The organism is Streptomyces sp. NPDC047022 (genome assembly GCF_040644155.1).
Classification (GTDB): Bacteria; Actinomycetota; Actinomycetes; order Streptomycetales; family Streptomycetaceae; genus Streptomyces.
The window spans coordinates 63,317-83,087 of record NZ_JBEYVV010000019.1 but is presented as its reverse complement, the minus strand read 5'-3'; the positions used below and the strand labels follow the sequence as shown (position 1 = coordinate 83,087).

The following is a 19,771-nucleotide window of genomic DNA, read 5'->3' as shown; positions in this document are numbered from 1 at the left end:
TCCCGCCCAACTCGCCCCGGCTCAGCGGAACCGCGCGCCGTCGAAGTCCGCCGCCGACATCTGCCGCGTCGCGTTGTCGCCCTGCTCCTGATCACCCGAGGCGAATGCCGCGTCCATCCCCGACTGGCCGCCCAGAATCGCCGCCAACGACGCGTTCAGCTCCTGCGCGATCCCGTCCGCCCGGGACTTGAACCGGTCGAACGCGACCCGTCCCGCGCCGTTGAACTTCCCTTCCAACGGCTGTGCCGCCTGCACGAGTCGACGGATCAGCGCTCGCAGGTCGTCACTCGACCCCCGTGAATTGCTGATCAGCGTCGACAGGGTCTGAGCCCCCATGTCGAACTTCATCGCGACCTCACCGTCCCGGCCGTCCGGCGATCCGGCCCTCCGGCCCTGCTCCCCGTCTCACCCGTATGCGGAGCCATCTCTACCAATTTCGCGATTGCCCTTGCAATCCGCACCCACTGGGCCGCCACAAAGGTGTGATCGGCTCGTAAGAGAATTCGGGACATGTCACGCACATTTGCACAGCAGTTCAGGTGAACTCGGCGGTCACCACTGCGAACGAGGGAGCGAGGGCGCGTGGGAGCGAGGCAGCGTTGGAGCCATGGAACGACGCCTGCGGCGGCGGTCCCGGACCGCCGCCCCGGCCTCAGCGCGTCGCAGCCTGCGCCGTCGGGCCGTCGCGGCAGATCAGCAGCAGCGCACGGTCGTCGTTCACGTCCTTCGCGACCGCCTCGATGAGATGCCAGGCGGCGCCGTGGAAGCCGCCGGCGACATAGCGGTCCGCCTCACCGGTGAGGCGGTCGATGCCCTCCACGATGTCCCGCTCGGCCGTCTCCACCAGGCCGTCGGTGAACAGCATCAGGACGTCGCCGGCCCGCAGTGAGCCCTTCACCGGGTCGAACTGGGCGCCGTCATAGACGCCGAGGAGCGGCCCGTCCGCGGCCTTCTCCTCCCAGCGTCCGCTGCCCGCGCTGAGCTGGAGGCCCGGCGGGTGACCGGCGGAGTACAGCTCGTAGTCGCCCGACTCCAGGTCGAGGACGAGATGGATGGAGGTGGCGAAGCCCTCGTCCCAGTCCTGACGAAGCAGATAGCCGTTGGCCGCGGGCAGGAACTCGTGCGGTGGGAGCGATCCCAGCAGGCCGCCGAACGCCCCGGACAGCAGCAGGGCCCGTGAGCCCGCGTCCATTCCCTTGCCCGAGACGTCCGTCAGGACGACCTCCAGCGTCCGGCCGCCGTTCGTCCGGGCGGCAACCACGAAGTCTCCCGAGAAGGACTGCCCGCCCGCCGGCCTGAGGGACATCTCCCGGTGCCAGCCCACCGGCAGGCCGGGCAGGTTGCTCTGTACCCGGATGCGTTCGCGCAGGTCGAAGAGCATGGTTCCGCCGCGCCGCCACGGCACCCCGACCCGGCTGCGGAACTGCGCGATCAGCAGCCCGAAGAACCCGCAGGCCGCGACCACGAGCACGACGCCGGGGGTGACCCTCGACGGGCCCTCGGTGTACGGGCCGAGCTTGACGGACTCGACGATCAGCGCGGTGGCCCCGGCCGCGTACAGGCCGAGCAGGCTGGAGGGGCGCAGCAGCAGGCCGCCCGCCACGATCGGCAGTATGAGGAGGGCGGGCGAGCACCACACGGGATCGAACAGGGTGGCCGCCGCGATCAGCGGGATCATCAGCAGCAGACCGGCCAGCGCGATCCAGTCCGAACCGTCCCCGCGGAAGTAGTCCACAGCGGATCTGCGCAGGCCGGTGCGGGCCCGGTGCCACTGCTTCTTCAACCGGGCCGCGAACGTCTCGGCTTCCGCGCGCCGCTCTCGTCCTGCTGCCATTGCTCGGGACCCTATCCATCGGACCTGCCCCTTGGCACGGGAGGTCCCACTTGTCCCCCGTCCGAGCGCCCAACTTCACAGGTTCACGCCCCCTGGCACGGCGGAAATCCGGTCGCTCGTGCCGCATTGCCCTGGTAGGCATGCCCCATGACGACCGACGTGCGGGTGCTGCGGCAGGACGAGTGGGACGACTGGTACGGCAATCTCCTCCGCGCCTTCAGCTCTTCGGACGAGTCGCCCGAAGAGCGCGCACTGACGCGCGACCTGACCGAATTCGACCGCTTCATCGGCATATGGGATGGATCGGCGTGCGTGGGAACGGCGGGTGCGTTCACCTTCCGTCTCACCGTCCCCGGCGGCCTCTCGGTCCCCGCCGCGGGCATCACCATGGTGAGCGTCGCGGCCACGCACCGCAGACGCGGGCTGCTGAGGTCGATGATGCGCCGGCAACTGGACGACATCCGTAGCTGGGGCGAGCCGCTCGCGGTGCTGACCGCCTCGGAGCCGGCGATCTACTCCCGGTTCGGGTACGGCGCCGCGGTCTTCCAGGTCGACGCGGAGATCGACACGAGTCGCGTCGGACTGTCCGTTCCGGCCGGTACGGATGACGTACGGATTCGGTACGCCGATCCCTCCGACGCCCTGGACGCGTGCGAGGCCGTGTACGCGCGGCTGGTGCCCGGCCGCCCCGGCATGCTCGCGCGCCGGCCGGGCTGGGAGCGGGCCGGACTGCTGGATGCGCCGAGCGACCGGAACGGGGCCTCCGCGCTGCAGTGCGTGGTCGCCGGACGGGACGGTGAGATCACGGGGTACGCGCGCTTCCGCACGAAGCTCGGCTGGGGTGTCTCCGGACACGACGGCACGGTGTCCCTGTCGGGCTTCGCCGCGCTCGACCCGGCGACGGAGGCGGCGCTGTGGCGCTTCCTGTACGGGATCGACCTGATGACGACGCTGAGCGTGCACTCACGGCCGGTCGACGACGCCTGGCAGTACATGGTGTCCGACATCCGGCGGTGCAGGCCGCGGGTGCGGGACGCGCTCTATGTGCGTCTGGTCGATCTCCCGGCGGCGCTGGAGCTGCGGACCTATCAGGCGCCCGTGGACGTGGTCTTCGAGGTCGAGGACGACTTCTGCCCCTGGAACGCGGGGCGTTGGCGGCTCACCGGTGACTCCAAGGGGGCCTCGTGCGCGCGGTCCGCGGATGCCGCCGACCTCGCCCTGTCCGTACGGGAGTTGGGAGCGGCCTACCTCGGCGGGGTGTCCCTGGCCGCGCTGGCGGCGGCCGGCCGGGTGCGGGAACTGCGGCCGGGGGGCCTGGCGGAGGCGTCGGCAGCGTTCGGCTCAGCGGTGGCGCCGTGGCTGCCGCACGGGTTCTAGTGCCGCGGCACTAGACCGCGGCAGGCTGGCAGGCAGGGCACCAGAACAGGTTGCGGGCGGCGAGATCGGCGGTGCGGATCTCGCCGCCACAGATGTGGCAGGGCAGGGTGGCCCTGCGGTACACGTACACCTCCCCGCCGTGGTCGTCCACACGCGGCGGGCGGCCCATGGCGTCGGGGGTGTGTTCGGGGCGGACGGTGTCTATGCGGTTGTTGCGTACGCCCTCGCGCATCAGGCCCACGAGGTCGGCCCAGATCGCGTCCCACTCGGCGGGCGCGATGTCCCTGCCGGACCGGTACGGGTCGATGCCATGCCGGAAGAGGACTTCTGCGCGGTAGACGTTCCCGACTCCGGCGATGACTTTCTGGTCCATCAGAAGGGCGGCGATGGTCGTGCGGCTCCGGGACACCCTGCGGTACGCGGCGGCGGGGTCGGCGTCGTCACGGAGCGGGTCGGGACCGAGCCTGCCGTGCAGGGCCGCCTTCTCGTCGTCGGTGATCAGCGCGCAGGTGGTGGGACCACGCAGGTCGACGTACGAGGCCGGGTTCGCCAGGCGAAGGCGCACCGTGCCGGTGGGCGGGGGCGCGGGGGCGTCGCCGAAGGCGACCTTGCCGAACAGACCCAGGTGGATGTGCACCCAGTCGCCGTCGCGGAAGCCGAGGAAGAGGTGCTTGCCATGGGCGTCGGCGGTACGCAGCTCGGCCCCGTCGAGGAGGGCGGCGGCGTCGGCGAACTTGCCCTGGGGGCTGCTGACGCCGACGGCGCCGCCGCCGAAGCGTGCGGCGTAGTCCTCGGCCAGCCGGTGAATGGTGTGCCCCTCCGGCACGGTGTCCCTGCCTCCCGGTGAACGTCGTACGACGGGCGCTGTCCCGAGACGCCGGGACAGCGCCGAAGCCTGCGGGCCTTACGGGCCGGAACCTCCGGCCTGCGGGCCTCAGGCCTGCGGGTGGTGCGGGGGGATCGGCGGGAGCTCGCCGGTGGTCTCGTACGAGGCCAGCATGTCGATGCGCCGCACATGCCGCTCATCGCCCGAGAACGGCGTGTTCAGGAACGTCTCGACGAACTTCGTCGCCTCCTCCTGCGTGTGCATGCGCGCACCCACGGCGACGACGTTCGCATTGTTGTGCTGCCGGCCCAGGGACGCCGTCTCCTCGCTCCACGCGAGGGCCGCCCGCACGCCCTTCACCTTGTTCGCGGCGATCTGCTCCCCGTTGCCGGAGCCGCCGATCACGATGCCGAGGGCGTCGGAGTCCGCGGCCGTGCGCTCCGCGGCGCGGAGGCAGAACGGCGGGTAGTCGTCCTGGGCGTCGTAGATGTGGGGCCCGCAGTCGACGGGCTCGTGGCCGGCGGCCTTGAGCCACTCGACGAGGTGGTTCTTGAGTTCGAAGCCGGCATGGTCGGAGCCGAGATACACGCGCATGATCCGAGTGTGTCACGCCCGCCGCCGACGGGCCTCGCTGGGTATTACCTGCCAGGAATGTGAGCCAGGCTATAGAACCTCAAGGAAACCTCAAGTAACAATCAGGATTCAAAGGTTCCTGAATCCATATGCCTCCGATTCACTGGACCGACTCGTACGTCGCCCGTACGAGACCCCGTACCGCTCGTACGGGACCGGACGTGTTCGTACGTACGTGTGTCCCTCACATTCCGTACACACCGGCTCAAAGGAAATATCCTTCATGACCTCGCAGCCGACCCCCACAAACACCGGCAGCCCCCATACCGTCAACGCCGGAGACCCCGGCGGCGGCCTGAAGGCCGGACTCAAGAACCGTCATCTGACGATGATCGCCATCGGCGGCGTCATCGGTGCCGGCCTGTTCGTCGGTTCCAGCAGCGGAATCGCCACCGCGGGCCCCGGCATCCTGCTCTCCTACGCCCTCGTCGGCACGCTCGTGGTGCTGGTGATGCGCATGCTGGGCGAGATGTCCGCCGCGAACCCCACCTCCGGCTCCTTCTCCGCGCACGCCGACCGCGCGCTCGGCAGCTGGGCCGGATTCTCGATCGGCTGGCTGTACTGGTTCTTCTGGGTGGTCGTGCTCGCCGTGGAGGCGACCGCGGGCGCCAAGATCCTCGAGGGCTGGATCCCGGCCGTGCCCCAGTGGGGCTGGGCCCTGATCGTCATGTTCGTGCTGACCGCCACCAACCTGGTGTCCGTCGGCTCCTACGGTGAGTTCGAGTTCTGGTTCGCCGGAATCAAGGTCGTCGCGATCGGCGCCTTCATCATCGTCGGCGCGCTCGCGATCTTCGGCGTGCTGCCCGGTGTCCACAGCGACCAGGCGAGCTTCGGGAACCTCACCAGCCACGGCGGCTTCCTGCCCCACGGTCCCGGCTCCATCCTCACCGGTGTGCTGCTGGTCGTCTTCTCCTTCATGGGCAGCGAGATCGCCACGCTGGCGGCGGGCGAGTCGGAGGACCCGCGGCGCGCGGTGACCAAGTCGACCAACAGCATCATCTGGCGTATCGGGGTCTTCTATCTGGGCTCGATCCTCGTGGTCGTCTCCCTGGTGCCGTGGAACGCCGCGTCGATCCAGGACAAGGGCTCCTACGTCGCCGCCCTGGACTCCCTCGGCATCGCGCACGCCGGCCAGATCATGAACTTCATCGTGCTGACCTCCGTGCTGTCCTGCCTGAACTCCGGGCTCTACACGGCCTCCCGTATGGCCTTCTCGCTCGGTGAGCGAGGCGACGCTCCGAAGGCCTTCGCCCGTACGACGAGCCGCGGTGTGCCGATGACGGCGATCGTCGTCTCCGTCCTCTTCGGCTTCCTGGCCGTCTTCTTCAACTACAAGTACCCGGACTCGGTCTTCCTCTTCCTGGTGAACTCCAGCGGTGCGGTCGCCCTGTTCGTCTGGCTGGCGATCTGCTTCTCGCAGCTGCGGATGCGGAAGATCATCCAGCGCGAGGCGCCGGAGAAGCTGATCGTGAGGATGTGGCTGTACCCGTATCTGACCTGGGCGGCTGCGGGGCTGATCGTGTTCGTCCTCGGCTACATGCTGACCGACACGGAGCACGACGGACGCGAGACCGTCCTGCTCTCGCTCCTTGTCGCCGCGGTGGTGCTCGTCATCGCCGTGATCAAGCACAGGCTGGGCGGCGCCCGTGTCTCGACGGCGGCCGTCGAGGACGCGGACCAGGCGAAGGCCGAGGTCGGCGCCTGACCGGCACATGCGCCCGATCGGACACGAGGGCCTCGCGGCACTGCGCCGCGGGGCCCTCGCCTTGCGTCGGGGGAACTGGTCAGAGGAGGAACGGCCTCACTTCTTGTCGACGAGCTTCCAGGCGGTGGGCAGCAGGCCCATCGCCAGGGCCGCCTTCAGGGCATCGCCGATCAGGAACGGGGTGAGTCCCTTCGCGATCGCGACGCTCGCGGACATCCCCGTGGAGACGGCCAGGTAGGGGACGCCGACCGCGTAGATGATCGCCTCGCCCAGCAGCATCGCTCCTGCGGTGCGCAGCACCGAGCGGTCGGCGCCGCGGCGGGCCAGGGCGCCCACGACCGTGGAGGCGAGCAGCATGCCCAGGATGTAGCCGAAGGAGGGGGCGGACGCTCCCGAGGTCCCGCCGGCGAACCACGGGATGCCGGCCGCACCGGCCAGGGCGTACAGAGCGAGCGACAGGAAACCTCGCCCGGCACCGAGGGACGTGCCCACCAGCAGCGCGGCGAAGGTCTGACCGGTCACCGGCACCGGGGAGGCCGGCACGGGCACCGAGAGCTGCGCGGCGAGCCCGGTGAGCAGGGCGCCGCCGACCACGAGGGCGGCATCGCGGACGCGGGTGGAGGCACCGCCCTGCTCGAGCGAAGCCGAGAGCTTGGGGGCGGGAAGCAGGTCCCCGAGGACCTTGCCCGGGCGGGCGATGGCGGTGGCGGCGGTGCTCATGAAGGACTCACTCCGGGGCTGGAGGCGGTTCGGGACACGGCGACGCTATCCCGGGGGCGGCGGGACGATCACCGTCAGCGATCGACAAAGGCTTGATCCGCTGCTTGGTGGGCTGTGCACAAAAGGAGGGGCTCCATCTGGCCCGGCGTGATGCCGGTCACTGAGGTGAAGTGGCCGACGGTACAGGCGAGCCTTCCAGGGTGACTGTGGGGTTCCCCCAATTACGCCCGCTCCTCGAACGGCCGTCGTCTCGCCCGTCGGTCGCTGTCTGGGCAGCGGTGAGCCCTTTTGCTAGCTTCGGGCTCATGGTTGCCCAGGCCCGGAACTTCACGTCGCGTCGCTATGTCGACCTGCGGCGCCAGGGCACGGCCACCTGTCGCCGCCCGGTGTGAGGCGGGACGGAGCGGCTCCGGAACGCCTCGCCTGTTCGGACGGCACAGTGTCGGACCCGTTCCCGAGGAAGCTTCCATGCCCCGCACCGCAGCGGCCCTTGCCGCTTTGCCTGCCCCTTCCGCCTCTGCCATGCCTCGCGCCGCCGATCCCGACCGGCGACGGACGAGCGCGAGCACCGTCCTGCGGTCCGTGCTGGAGCACGGGCCGGTCGCACGCAGCACCATCGCCCGGCTGACCGGGCTGTCCCCGGCCTCGGTGACGGACTACTGCGCCCGCTTCACCCAGCTCGGGCTGATCCGTGAGACGACCGCGTCGCGGCGGCCGAAGGGGGCGGGGCGCCCGCACACACCCGTCGACCTCGACGGCTCGCGGCTGGTGGTCGGCGGGGTGCATGTGGCGGTGCCGTACACCACGGTCGCCCTGCTCGACCTGCGCGGCCGGGTGGTGGCCGAACGACGGCTTCGGCACCGGCCCGACGAACCCCGGCAGGTGCTGGCACGGGCGGTCGACGCACTGCGGGCACTCCTGGCGGAAGCCCGTGACAGCAGACCTCTGGCCGTCGGGGTGGCGACGGGGGGCTGGGTGGACCGCGACCGCGGAACCGTCGTCGAGCACGCCTTGCTCGGCTGGCGGGACGTCCCGGTACGGGAGTTGGTCAGCGCGCGTACGGGGCTGCCGGTGCACGTGGACGGGCACGCGCGGGCGCTGGTCAACGGTGAGCGGCTGTTCGGGCGGGTCCGCGGCAGCGGCAGCGTGCTGCACCTGTTCGTCGGCACCATGGTGGAGGCGGCGTTCGCCACCAACGACGAGGTGCATCACGGCCCCCGTTCCCGGGCGGGGGCGATCGCCCATCTTCCGGTGCCGGGCGGCTCGGAGTCCTGCGACTGCGGGCGCAGCGGCTGCCTCCAGGCCGAACTGAGCGATCTGACGCTGTGCCGGCGGGCCCGTCGGGCGGGTGTCACCGACGGTATGGATCCGATGCGGGTGGTCGCCGCGGCGGCGGCCGGTGACGCGGTGGCGGTGCGGCTGCTGGTGGAGCGGGCCCGGGCGACCGGGCGGGCGGCGGGGCTGCTGCTCGACCTGCTCAACCCGGAGGCGATCGTCGTCGCCGAGGCCGGAGTGACGCACCGGGCGGACTGCCTGACCACGCTACGGGAAGCGCTGGGGCCCGACCGGGCGACAGTCGCCGTGCCGACCAGCTTTCCCGGTTCCGTACCGGCCGTGGCGGCCGGATCGGTGGCTCTGGACGTGCTCTACCGGGATCCGCTGGGCGCGTTCGCCTGAGCCGAATTAATTCAGAAACTCGGAATGTTGACACGGGTTGCGGGAGGCCAGGAACATGGTGTTCATGAGCCCGCACATGAACTGTCGCACCTGTCGCACCCTTTGCTGCTGACGCGCTGACACACAGAATCGCCGACGCGCGGACACGCTTGCGCGCCGCCGGATCAACTCTCCGCGATTCCACGGCTCCGTGACACCTTCGACGCATTTGGCGCCTTCAGCGCCATTCACGCCCGCCCAATTCCTTTCCCCGCGATCTTTCCCGCGATTTCTCTCTGCCTCCGTTCCGGACTTCACCGTACTGGAATCCCGGCATTCCTGATTTCTTTCCCATGAAACCCAGGGGGTTCTCCCATGCCCGCTCCGCCCACGCCCGCCGTCGACCGGCGGCTGTTCCTCTCCTCCCTGCTCGGCGCCGCCGCCGCTGCCGCCGGGCTGAGCGGCTGCGCGGAGAGCAGCGCCGCCTCCGGAACCCGGAGCGCCCCATCGGCGCCGCTGGCCGACAAGGTCCCGGCCGGGACGAGCCTGAAGATCGCCTCGTATCAGCATGTCCAGCAGGTGCAGTTCCGGTTGTCCGGCCTTCCTCCACTGCCGTTCACGGTGTCGGACTGGGTCGACATCGGGGCGGGGCCCGACGTCATCAACGCCTTTCGGGCCCGGTCCCTCGACGTCGCCAACAACGCCGGAATCCCGCCCATCCAAGCGCATTACCAGGGATTTGACGCGAGGATCGTAGCGATCGACATCACCCGCAAGCCCACCTACCTGTTCGCCACCAAACCCGGCAGCGATATCCGCACGGTCGAGGACTTCAAGGGCAGGAAACTCGCCTTCTCACAAGGGCAGGCGCAGGGCGTCGTACTTCTGCGGGCGCTGAAGCAGGCCGGGCTGAAGTACGACGACGCCGATCTGGTCCCGCTGACCAGCAACCAGTTCCTCACCGCCCTCCAGTCCGGCCAGGTGGATGTCGCCCCGCTCGCCAATCAGCAAGTGCCTGCCTATCTGGAGCAGTACGCGTCCAAGGGCGCGCGCACCCTGCGTACGGACGTCGTCGACCTGCTGAACCTGCTGTGGGCACCGGCCTCGGTGCTGGACGACCCCGCGAAGGCCGCTGCGGTCGCCGCCTACATCCCGCAGTGGGCCAAGGGCCAGGTGTGGCAGTACGAACACCCCGACCTCTGGAACAGGGAGTTCTACGTGAAGACCCAGAACCTGACTCCGGCCCAGGCCGAGTCGATCACGAAGCTGGCCAACAAGCCGCTGTTCCCTCCGAGTTGGCACGAGGCAATCGCCTGGGAGCAGGAGACCGCGGACCTGCTCGCGGACGGCGGCTTCGTCAAGAGGTTCAAGGTGGACTCGCTCTTCGACCGGCGCTTCGAGGGCATCGCGGCGAAGGCCGTGCCGACGGAGTACCGGAGGTGACGGCCGTGACCACGACCACGACGTCGGCGACCGGTGTCGCACCGGTCGAAGCGGACGAACAGATCCGACCGGTGCGCAGGCGCCGCCGCCTCGCCCCGGGCAGGCGGCTTCCCGCCGCCCGGCTCGCCGGCCCCGTTCTCCTCCTGGTGCTGTGGGCCGTCGCCTCCGCCGCCGGCCGGCTCGACCCCGGCGCGATCCCGCCTCCCTGGACGGTCCTGAGGACAGGCGTCCGGCTGTGGACCGGCGGCACCCTGCCCACCGATGTCCTGACCTCCCTGGAGCGAGCCGCCTACGGCTTCGCGATCGGTCTGGCCGCGGGCGTGACGCTCGCGCTCGCGTCCGGGCTCAGCCGGGCGGGTGAGGCACTGATCGACGGAACGGTGCAGCTCAACCGGGCGATCCCGACCCTCGGCCTGATCCCGCTGTTCATCCTCTGGCTGGGTATCGGTGAGACCTTCAAGATCGCGATCATCGCCATCGTCGTATACGTCCCCGTCTACCTCAACACCCACGCCGCGCTGGCCGGTATCGAGCAGCGGTACGTCGAACTCGCCGAGGTCCAGGGTCTGTCGAGGTTCGCCTTCGTCCGGCGCATCGTGGTCCCCGGTGCGCTGCCCGGCTTCTTCGTGGGGCTGCGGCTCGGGGTCACCGGCTCCTGGCTGGGGCTGGTCGTCCTTGAGCAGATCAACGCCACCAGCGGGCTCGGCTACATGATGTTCCAGGCGCAGAACTACGGCCGTACGGACATCATCCTCGTCGGACTGCTGATCTACGGCGTCCTCGGCCTGGCCTCCGACAGCGCGGTACGTCTCCTGGAGAGGAGGGTGCTGTCATGGCGCCGCACACTGGCCAACTGACTCGTCACGCCGTCCGTATTCAGGGCCTGACCAGGTCGTTCGACGGCCGCGAGGTCCTCGACGGCATCGATCTCGAACTGCCCGCGGGCCAGTTCACGGCGCTGCTCGGGCGCAGCGGCTCCGGCAAGAGCACGCTGCTGCGGGCCATCGCGGGTATCGATCACGCAGTCGCCGGCAGCGGCGGGATCGACGCCCCCGGGCGGGTGTCCGTGGTCTTCCAGGACTCCCGGCTGCTGCCCTGGCAGCGCGTACTCGACAACGTGCTGCTCGGAAGGTCCGGGAAGGACACGGCGGAACGCGGTCGCGCCGCCCTGGCCGAGGTGGGCCTGGGGGGTCGTGAGCGGACCTGGCCCGGCGAGCTGTCCGGCGGCGAGGCTCAGCGTGCCGCGCTGGCCCGCTCCCTGGTCCAGGAGCCCGAACTGCTGCTGGCCGACGAGCCGTTCGGGGCGCTGGACGCCCTCACCCGGATCCGTATGCACGCTCTGCTCAGGCAGTTGTGGGAACGCCACCGCCCCTCGGTGCTGCTCGTCACGCACGACGTGGACGAGGCGATCGTGCTCGCCGACCGCGTGCTCGTCCTGGACCGGGGCCGTATCGGCCTCGACCTGACCATCGACCGCCCCCACCCGCGCTCGTACCGCGAGCCGCTGCTCGGCGAGTACCGCGAGCGGCTCCTGGCCGCGCTGGGCGTGACGGAGAACTCTCAATGACCTCACGAGGTACCTCGAGGCAGCTGCATCTCAACGCCTTCCTGATGAACACCGGCCACCACGAAGCCTCGTGGCGCCTGCCGGAGAGCGACCCCTACGCGCATGTGGAGCTCGCCCACTACGTCGGACTGGCGCGCATCGCCGAACTCGGCACCTTCGATTCCCTGTTCCTGGCCGACAGTCCCCAGCTGTGGGGGAGCGTCGCCCAGCGTCCTGCCGGCGCACTGGAGCCGCTCACCCTGCTCACCGCCCTGGCGACGGCGACCGAACACATCGGCCTGATCGCCACGGCCTCCACGTCCTACAACTCCCCGTACAACCTGGCCCGCAGGTTCGCCTCCCTCGACATCATCAGCGGGGGCCGGGCGGGCTGGAACATCGTCACCACGGCCGGCGGCGAGGCCGCGCGCAACTTCGGTCTGGAGGACGAACCGGCGCACGCCGACCGCTATGCCCGTGCCGCCGAGTTCCTGGACGTCTCCTTCAAGCTCTGGGACAGCTGGGAGGACGACGCGATAGTCGCCGACAAGGCGGCAGGCGTCTGGGGCGACGACACCAAGATCCACCCGGCACGGCACAAGGGGACGTACTTCGGTGTCGAGGGCGCACTGAACGTCCCCCGCTCGCCCCAGGGCCGCCCCCTCCTGGTGCAGGCGGGCTCCTCCGAGGACGGCCGGCGCTTTGCGGCCCGGTACGCGGAGGCGGTGTTCACCGCGCAGCAGACCCTCGCCGACGCACAGGCCTTCTACGCGGATCTCAAGTCCCTCACGGCCGCGGCGGGCCGGGACCCGGACCGTATCAGGGTGCTGCCCGGCATCGTCCCGGTCCTGGGCTCGACCGAGGCCGAGGCGCGCGCGGGCGAGCAGGTTCTGGAGGACCACATCGTCCACGAGCACGGGCGCGCCAGGCTCGAGAACCTGCTGCACCTGGAGCCCGGCACTCTCGACCTCGACGCCGGGCTCCCCTCCGACCTGCCTCCCGAGAGCGCCATCGAGGGCGCCAAGAGCCGCTACACACTCGTGGTGGAGCTGGCCAGACGGGAGCGGCTCACCGTCCGGCAGCTGATCGGGCGGCTCGGCGGCGGGCGCGGTCACCTCACCTTCGCAGGTACGCCCGAGCAGGTCGCGGACGCCATGGAGACCTGGTTCACGCACGGCGCGGCGGACGGCTTCAACATCATGCCCGCACTCCTGCCCTCCGGTCTTGAGGCCTTCGTGGAGCACGTCGTCCCGATCCTGCGCTCCCGGGGGCTGCTGCGCACGGAGTACGGGCCCCGAAGGACCCTGCGGGCGCGCTACGGCCTTCCCCGCCCCGCCAACCGGTACTCCTCCTCCACCCCGGCACTCGCCTCCACCCCGGCACTCGCCTCCACCCCGGCACTCGCCACCCACTGAAAGGACCGCTTGCCATGACCGACATCGACATCCGCAAGGTCACCGCGAACATCGGCGCCCAAGTCCGCGGCGTCGACATCTCCAAGCCGCTCGACGAGGAGACGGTCGCCGCCCTCCGGGAGGCGCTGAACGCCCACAAGGCCCTGGTCTTCGACGACGTGCGCCTCGACGACGAGGGCCAGCAGGACTTCGCCCGTCACTTCGGGGAGCTGACCACCGCCCATCCGACGGTGCCCGCCGTCGAGGGCGCCCCCAACGTGCTGCCCGTGGACAGCGAGCGGGGCCGCGCCAACCACTGGCACACCGACGTGACCTTCGTCCTCAACCCGCCGCAGGCCAGCACCCTGCGCAGCATCACCGTCCCGCCCTACGGCGGCGAGACACTCATCGCCAGCTCCGCGGGCGCCTACCGAGATCTGCCCGAGCCGCTGCGCCGCCTCGCCGACACCCTGTGGGCCGAACACACCAACGACTACGACTACGCGGTACCGGATGAGGCGGTCGACGAGGAGAAGGCCGCCCAGCGCGCCCAGTTCACATCCATCAAGTACCGCACCGCCCACCCCGTGGTCCGCGTCCACCCCCTGACCGGCGAGCGCGGCCTGTTCATCGGCGGATTCGCACAGCGCATCGTCGGCCTGTCGGTACCGGAGTCCCGCACGATCCTGGACCTGCTCCAGGCGTATGTCACCCGCCCGGAGAACGTGCTGCGCTGGCGCTGGTCTCCCGACCAGCTGGTCCTGTTCGACAACCGCATCACCCAGCACTACGCCGTCGACAACTACGACGACCTGCCGCGCCGTCTGCACCGGGTCACCGTGGCGGGCGAGATCCCGGCCGGCATCGACGGAAAGGAGAGCTACTCGGTCGAGGGCGACGCGACTCACTACACCCCGGTCGCCGGGTAACCGGACCCTTACGTTCCGCACAGCGGGCGTCCGGATCGTGGGCGGCCTCCACGCGCAAGCACGGAGGCCGCCCAGACTATGGGCGATTTTGCCCCTCTATCGCACTGGACGAGCCGCGCACATGCCCAGCAGTACTGCCGAGACGCCGACGGCGACGCCGCCCGAGGCGGACGATGCCTCCCTGTCCCACGGCCTCAAGCAGCGCCATCTGTCGATGATCGCCCTCGGCGGGGTGATCGGCGCCGGACTGTTCGTCGGCTCGGGCGCCGCGATCGCCGCCGCCGGACCCTCAGTCGTGATCGCGTACACCGTCTCCGGCCTGCTCGTCATGCTCGTGATGCGGATGCTCGGCGAGATGTCCGCCGCCTATCCGTCGTCCGGGTCGTTCTCGGCGCACGCCGAGCGGGCGATCGGTCCCTGGGCGGGGTTCACGGCGGGCTGGGCGTTCTGGGTGCTGCTGTGCACGGCCGTCGGCCTGGAGGGCATCGGCGCCGCGAAGATAGTCACCGGCTGGCTGCCCGGCACCCCCGAGTGGGCGTGGGTGGCGCTGTTCATGGTGGTGTTCTGTGCCGCGAACCTGGCCTCGGTGAAGAACTTCGGCGAGTTCGAGTTCTGGTTCGCGGCACTGAAGGTCGGCGCGATCACCCTGTTCCTGGTGCTCGGTGTGCTGGCGATCGCCGGGTTCCTGCCCGGCACGGACGCCCCGGGCACCTCCAACCTCGACGACTTCCTGCCCCACGGAAGTCAGGGCCTCGTCATCGGCCTGCTCGCATCGGTGTTCGCGTACGGCGGCCTGGAGACCGTGACCATCGCGGCGGCCGAGTCCGAGAACCCGGTCAAGGGTGTGGCGGGCGCCGTGCGCACCGCGATGTGGCGGATCGCCGTCTTCTACATCGGCTCGATGGCCGTCATCGTCACGCTGGTCCCGTGGGACTCCAAGGAGCTGGTCGAGAAGGGCCCGTACGTCGCCGCCCTCGACCACCTGGGCATCCCCGGCGCGGCTCAGCTGATGAAGGTCGTCATCCTGGTCGCCCTGCTCTCGGCGATGAACGCCAACATCTACGGCTCCTCGCGCATCGCCTACTCCCTGGTCCAGCGGGGCCAGGGTCCGAAGGCGCTGGCCCGGGTGTCCGGCGGCGCGCCGCGGATCGCGGTGCTCACCTCCTGCGTGTGCGGGTTCATCTGTGTGCTCCTCAGTTACTGGCGGCCCGACGACGTCTTCCCCTGGCTGCTGAACATGATCGGCGCGGTGGTCCTGGTCGTCTGGTTCTTCATCGGGGTGTCGCAGCTGAGGCTGCGCCGCCGTCTGGCGCGGGAGGAGCCCGAGAAGCTGGTCGTCCGCATGTGGGCGTTCCCCTTCCTGACCTGGGTCGCGCTGGCGGGCATGGCCGCCGTCTTCGTCCTGATGGCGCGGCAGCCGGACACACGGGTGCAGCTGTACTCGACGGGCGCGATGACGCTGGTCCTGGCGGTTGTGGGGTACGCCCGGCAGCGGGCACGCGGCTCCGGGGGCTGACGCCTCCGCGCACCTCGGAAGGCCCCTCACACGTGCGACACGTGGGGGGCCTTCCCCCTTACCCGCGTTACTCGATGCCACCCATGGCATGCAGTTGCAACTGACTTGCAATAAGCTCGAGCGGACCCTGCCACGTGATCGTCTTCTCACCCGTCACGCGGGCAGGCTGACGAATGCCCCTGGAACGCACGCACGCGCTCACAGGGGCATTCTCCTACCTCCCGGTAGCACCTACGCTCACCGGGCCGCGGTGCCGACGGCCCGTGGCCTTCCCCCGAGGAGGCGCTCATGGCGTATGTGCGGTGCCCGAACTGTGCCGACACCATGCAGGAGTTCCGGGAGCTGGAGGGCAAGGCGGAGACGGCGGCGGCCGCGCTCGTCCTCGCTCCGAGCCTGGAGGGCAAACCCTTCGTCGCCAAGGCCTACCACCGCTGCGCCCGCGCCGGCTGCCGCCGGGTCCAGCGCAAGGACCACTGGAGTGTGGGCGCCACCCTGCCGGAAGGGCTGTAGGCCGCCTCTAGAGGTTGCTGAAGTCCGGCCCCTGCGTCCGGGTGCGCTTGATCTCGTAGAAGCCCGGGACGGAGGCGACCGCAAGGGTGCCGTCCCACAGCCTCGCGGCGTCCTCACCCTTGGGCGCCGGGGTGACCACGGGGCCGAAGAAGGCGACCTGCTCGCCGTCGGCGCCCGGGACAGCGATCACCGGCGTGCCCACCTCCTGGCCGACCTTCTCGATGCCCTCCTTGTGCGAGGCGCGCAGCTCGGCGTCGAAGTCGAAGTCCTCCTGCTCGGCGTAGTCGATCAGGTCGGCGGGCAGCCCCGCCTCCTTCAGCGCGGCGGCGATCGCCTCGAGCGTCGGACCCTCGCCCTGGTTGTGGATACGGGTGCCGAGCGCGGTGTACAGCGGGCCGAGGACGTCGGCGCCGTGCTTCTGCCACGCCGCGGTCACCACACGCACCGGCTTCCACGCCTTGGTGGCGAGCATGTCCCGGTACTCCTCGGACAGCTGGTCCAGCTTGTCCTCATTGAGCACGGCGAGGCTCATGATGTGCCAGCGGACCTCGATGTCGCGGACCTTCTCCACTTCCAGGACCCAACGGGAGGTCATCCAGGCCCAGGGGCACAGCGGGTCGAACCAGAAGTCGACGGGGGTCTTGCCGGACGAGGTCACGGTCTCGGACATGGTTCTCCGTAAGTCATGGGGCGGGACACGCTCGTTTACGGGGCAACAATCGACGGCGCGCCGGTCATTCCCGGTCCCTCGCGGAATGCGCCCGCGCGTGCGCCCCGGTGCCCGGCGTCAGGGGCACATGGCAATATCGGTCTGTTCGCCCCGTCACACAGGGGACCAGCCCGATCCAGCCGACCAGAGGGAGTGCCCCCGTGCCCGGTGAGAACCTGTCCCGCGAGGAAGCCCGGGAGCGGGCCGCCCTGCTGTCCGTCGACGGGTACGACGTGTCGCTCGATCTGCGCTCCGCCACCGGCGAGTCGCCCGGCGGCGCGGGCACCGGCCCGCGCACCTTCCGCTCGGTCACCACGATCGGCTTCCGCTGCGCCGAGCCCGGCGCCGACAGCTTCGTCGACCTGATCGCCCCCGCCGTCACCGCGGTCTCCCTCAACGGCAAGGACCTCGACCCCGGCGAGGTCTTCGACGGCGCCCGTATCCGGCTGGAGGGCCTGGCCGCCGAGAACGAACTGGTCGTTGACGCCCAGTGCGCCTACTCGCGCACCGGTGAGGGCATGCACCGCTTCGTCGACCCGGAGGACGGCGAGGTGTACCTGTACACGCAGTACGAGCCCGCCGACTCCCGCCGTGTCTTCGCGAACTTCGAGCAGCCCGACCTCAAAGCCCCCTTCCGCTTCGAGGTACGGGCCCCCGAGGGCTGGACGGTGTGGGGCAACGGCGCGGGCGGGCTGGACGACGACGGCGTGTGGCGCTTCGCCGAGACGAAGCCGATCTCGACGTACATCACGGCGGTGGTCGCGGGCCCGTACCACTACATCTCGGACAGCTACTCCCGCGCCCTCGACGACGGCACGACGCTGGAGATCCCGCTCGGCGCGATGTGCCGCAAGAGCCTGGCCAGGCACTTCGACGCGGACGACGTCTTCCTGGTCACCAAGCAGGGCCTGGACTTCTTCCACGACCAGTTCGACTACCCGTACCCGTTCGGTAAGTACGACCAGGCGTTCGTGCCCGAGTACAACCTCGGCGCGATGGAGAACCCGGGTCTCGTCACCTTCACGGAGAACTTCATCTTCCGCGGCAAGGTGACACAGGCGGCGTACGAGCGCCGGGCCAATGTGATCCTGCACGAGATGGCGCACATGTGGTTCGGCGACCTGGTGACCATGGTGTGGTGGGACGACCTGTGGCTGAAGGAGTCCTTCGCGGACTTCATGGGCTCGTTCTCGCTGGTGGAGGCGACGCGCTTCACCGATGGCTGGATCACCTTCGCCAACAACCGCAAGGCGTGGGCCTACCGCGCCGACCAGCTCCCGTCCACCCACCCCGTCACGGCGGACATCCGCGACCTGGAGGACGCCAAGCTCAACTTCGACGGCATCACCTACGCCAAGGGTGCCTCCGTGCTGAAGCAACTGGTGGCGTACGTGGGCCGGGACGCGTTCCTGGAGGGTGCGCGCCGCTACTTCAAGCGCAACGCTTACGGCAACACGCGCCTCGCCGACCTGCTGTCGGTCCTGGAGGAGACCAGTGGCCGCGACATGGCCGCCTGGGCGCGGTCCTGGCTGCAGACGGCGGGCGTCAACTCCCTCACCCCGCAGGTGCTGCTCGGTGAGGACGGCCGGATCGCGGAGCTGTCCGTGCTCCAGGAAGCCGCCGAGTCCCACCCCGAACTGCGTCCGCACCGGGTCGCGGTGGGCCTCTACCGCACCGAGAAAGGCGCGCTCGTGCGGTACGCGCGCGCCGAGGTGGACGTCGACGGTCCGCTGACCGTGATTCACGAACTCGCGGGCGCCGAGGAGCCCGAGCTGGTCCTGGTCAACGACGACGACCTCACGTACTGCAAGATCCGCTTCGACGCCACCTCGCTGGCGACCCTGGGGGACCGGCTCGGCGACATCACCGACCCCCTCGCGCGGGCACTGTGCTGGTCGGCGCTGTGGAACATGACCCGGGACGCGCTGCTGCCGGCGCGGGAGTTCATCGACCTGGTGCTGCGGTTCGCCGGCCGGGAGTCGGACATCGGTGTGCTGCAGATGCTGCACACCTGGGCGAACTCGGCCCTGACGTACTACGCGGCCCCCGACTGGCGGACGAGCGGCGGGCGGCTGCTTGCTGAGGGCGCGCTGAGTGAGCTGCGGCGGGCCGAACCGGGCAGCCAGCACCAGCTGACCTGGGCGCGGTTCCTCGCCTCCGTCGCGTCCGAGGAGACCGAACTGCGGCTGCTGCGCGGTCTGCTGGAGGGCACGGAGAAGATCGACGGCCTGGAGGTGGACCAGGAGCTGCGCTGGGCGTTCCTTGCGCCGCTCGCGGCGCACGGGGTCGCGGACGAGTCGGTGCTCGCGGCGGAGCTGGCACGTGACGACACCGCCTCCGGCAAGCGCCACCAGGTCCGCTGCCTGGCCGCCCGCCCGTCCGCGGCGGTGAAGGAGCAGGCGTGGGCCCAGGTCGTCGAGTCGGACACCCTCTCGAACGCGCTCGTGGAGGCGACCATCGCGGGCTTCACACAGGCGTCGCAGCGGTCGTTGCTCGCGCCGTATGCGGAGAAGTACTTCGCGGCCATCGAGCGGGTGTGGGCCGAGCGGTCGATCCAGATCGGGATGGATGTGGTGCGGGGGCTGTTCCCTTCGCTGCAGGACTCGGAGGGCACCGTGGACGCGGCCGACGCGTGGCTTGCCGCACACGAGGGGGCTGCGCCGGCGTTGCGGAGGCTGGTGCTGGAGGCTCGGGACGATCTGGCTCGGGGGCTGCGGGGGCAGGCGTGTGACGCGGTTGAGGGCGGGGCGTCTTAGGCGACGGGCGCGTTGGGGGTTTTGCGCAGTTCCTCGCGCCCCTGAGCAGGTGCGTTGTCGGCTGCGGGCGCGTTGGAGGTTTCGCGCAGTTCCCCGCGCCCCTGAACAGGCGCGTCGTCACCTGCCGGTGCGTTGGAGGTTTCGCGCAGTTCCCCGCGCCCCTGAACAGGCGCGTCGTCACCTACCGGTGCATGGGGGATTTCGCGCAGTTCCCCGC

General features: G+C 70.2%; 17 protein-coding genes. 11 read left to right on the top strand and 6 right to left on the bottom strand.

The window, feature by feature from the left end; genetic code table 11:
• Positions 1-21: 21 nt before the first annotated feature.
• A complete protein-coding gene (locus ABZ845_RS20525) occupies positions 22-348 on the bottom strand; it encodes a hypothetical protein (RefSeq protein ID WP_360981613.1) in 327 nt (108 codons plus the stop codon).
• 304 nt (positions 349-652) lie between these two features.
• Entirely contained in the window at positions 653-1,834 is a 1,182-nt protein-coding gene (locus ABZ845_RS20520; protein ID WP_360981610.1) for a PP2C family protein-serine/threonine phosphatase, read from the bottom strand.
• A gap of 147 nt (positions 1,835-1,981) precedes the next feature.
• Between ABZ845_RS20520 and ABZ845_RS20515 the strand changes: the two genes are divergently transcribed.
• Positions 1,982-3,211 (top strand): GNAT family N-acetyltransferase, encoded by a 1,230-nt coding sequence (locus ABZ845_RS20515; RefSeq protein WP_360981607.1) that lies wholly within the window; start codon positions 1,982-1,984, stop codon positions 3,209-3,211.
• A gap of 10 nt (positions 3,212-3,221) precedes the next feature.
• Here the strand turns inward: ABZ845_RS20515 and ABZ845_RS20510 are convergent, their stop codons facing one another.
• Both ABZ845_RS20510 and ABZ845_RS20505 read right to left on the bottom strand, forming a co-directional pair.
• The gene (locus tag ABZ845_RS20510) at positions 3,222-4,037 is read right to left on the bottom strand and encodes a DNA-formamidopyrimidine glycosylase family protein (RefSeq protein WP_360981604.1); all 816 of its coding nucleotides are present in this window, start codon (positions 4,035-4,037) and stop codon (positions 3,222-3,224) included.
• 108 nt (positions 4,038-4,145) lie between these two features.
• Positions 4,146-4,631, bottom strand: a complete 486-nt coding sequence (locus ABZ845_RS20505) for a ribose-5-phosphate isomerase (protein WP_360981601.1) — start codon at positions 4,629-4,631, stop codon at positions 4,146-4,148.
• 262 nt (positions 4,632-4,893) lie between these two features.
• Between ABZ845_RS20505 and ABZ845_RS20500 the strand changes: the two genes are divergently transcribed.
• Positions 4,894-6,375: an amino acid permease gene (locus ABZ845_RS20500; RefSeq protein WP_360981598.1), complete on the top strand. Its 1,482-nt coding sequence runs from the start codon at positions 4,894-4,896 to the stop codon at positions 6,373-6,375.
• Positions 6,376-6,471: 96 nt separating this feature from the next.
• Here the strand turns inward: ABZ845_RS20500 and ABZ845_RS20495 are convergent, their stop codons facing one another.
• Complete coding sequence (locus tag ABZ845_RS20495) at positions 6,472-7,095, bottom strand: biotin transporter BioY (protein WP_360981595.1); 624 nt, start codon at positions 7,093-7,095, stop codon at positions 6,472-6,474.
• A gap of 468 nt (positions 7,096-7,563) precedes the next feature.
• Between ABZ845_RS20495 and ABZ845_RS20490 the strand changes: the two genes are divergently transcribed.
• The 8 genes from ABZ845_RS20490 to ABZ845_RS20455 all read left to right on the top strand — a co-directional run bounded on the left by ABZ845_RS20490 (position 7,564) and on the right by ABZ845_RS20455 (position 16,089).
• Positions 7,564-8,772 (top strand): ROK family protein, encoded by a 1,209-nt coding sequence (locus ABZ845_RS20490; RefSeq protein ID WP_360981592.1) that lies wholly within the window; start codon positions 7,564-7,566, stop codon positions 8,770-8,772.
• A 354-nt stretch (positions 8,773-9,126) separates the two neighbouring features.
• Positions 9,127-10,194 (top strand): ABC transporter substrate-binding protein, encoded by a 1,068-nt coding sequence (locus ABZ845_RS20485; RefSeq protein ID WP_360981589.1) that lies wholly within the window; start codon positions 9,127-9,129, stop codon positions 10,192-10,194.
• A complete protein-coding gene (locus tag ABZ845_RS20480; protein WP_360981586.1) occupies positions 10,191-11,051 on the top strand; it encodes an ABC transporter permease in 861 nt (286 codons plus the stop codon). Before ABZ845_RS20485 ends, ABZ845_RS20480 begins: the two co-directional genes overlap by 4 nt.
• Positions 11,027-11,761 (top strand): ABC transporter ATP-binding protein, encoded by a 735-nt coding sequence (locus tag ABZ845_RS20475; protein WP_360981583.1) that lies wholly within the window; start codon positions 11,027-11,029, stop codon positions 11,759-11,761. The genes ABZ845_RS20480 and ABZ845_RS20475 overlap by 25 nt, the downstream gene beginning before the upstream one ends.
• On the top strand, positions 11,758-13,155 hold the full coding sequence (locus ABZ845_RS20470) for an LLM class flavin-dependent oxidoreductase (protein WP_360981580.1): 1,398 nt from the start codon (positions 11,758-11,760) through the stop codon (positions 13,153-13,155). Before ABZ845_RS20475 ends, ABZ845_RS20470 begins: the two co-directional genes overlap by 4 nt.
• 14 nt (positions 13,156-13,169) lie before the next feature.
• Positions 13,170-14,063: a TauD/TfdA family dioxygenase gene (locus ABZ845_RS20465; RefSeq protein ID WP_360981577.1), complete on the top strand. Its 894-nt coding sequence runs from the start codon at positions 13,170-13,172 to the stop codon at positions 14,061-14,063.
• A gap of 121 nt (positions 14,064-14,184) precedes the next feature.
• On the top strand, positions 14,185-15,579 hold the full coding sequence (locus ABZ845_RS20460) for an amino acid permease (RefSeq protein ID WP_360981574.1): 1,395 nt from the start codon (positions 14,185-14,187) through the stop codon (positions 15,577-15,579).
• A gap of 288 nt (positions 15,580-15,867) precedes the next feature.
• Positions 15,868-16,089, top strand: a complete 222-nt coding sequence (locus tag ABZ845_RS20455) for a hypothetical protein (RefSeq protein ID WP_360981571.1) — start codon at positions 15,868-15,870, stop codon at positions 16,087-16,089.
• A 7-nt stretch (positions 16,090-16,096) separates the two neighbouring features.
• Here ABZ845_RS20455 and ABZ845_RS20450 read toward each other — a convergent pair whose 3' ends face one another.
• Positions 16,097-16,759 carry a DsbA family protein gene (locus ABZ845_RS20450; RefSeq protein WP_360981568.1) on the bottom strand — a complete coding sequence of 221 codons (663 nt, stop codon included), beginning with the start codon at positions 16,757-16,759 and terminating at the stop codon, positions 16,097-16,099.
• A 200-nt stretch (positions 16,760-16,959) separates the two neighbouring features.
• Between ABZ845_RS20450 and pepN the strand changes: the two genes are divergently transcribed.
• Positions 16,960-19,554, top strand: coding sequence for an aminopeptidase N (gene pepN, locus ABZ845_RS20445; RefSeq protein ID WP_360981565.1), 2,595 nt, complete (start codon positions 16,960-16,962; stop codon positions 19,552-19,554).
• Positions 19,555-19,771: the final 217 nt, after the last annotated feature.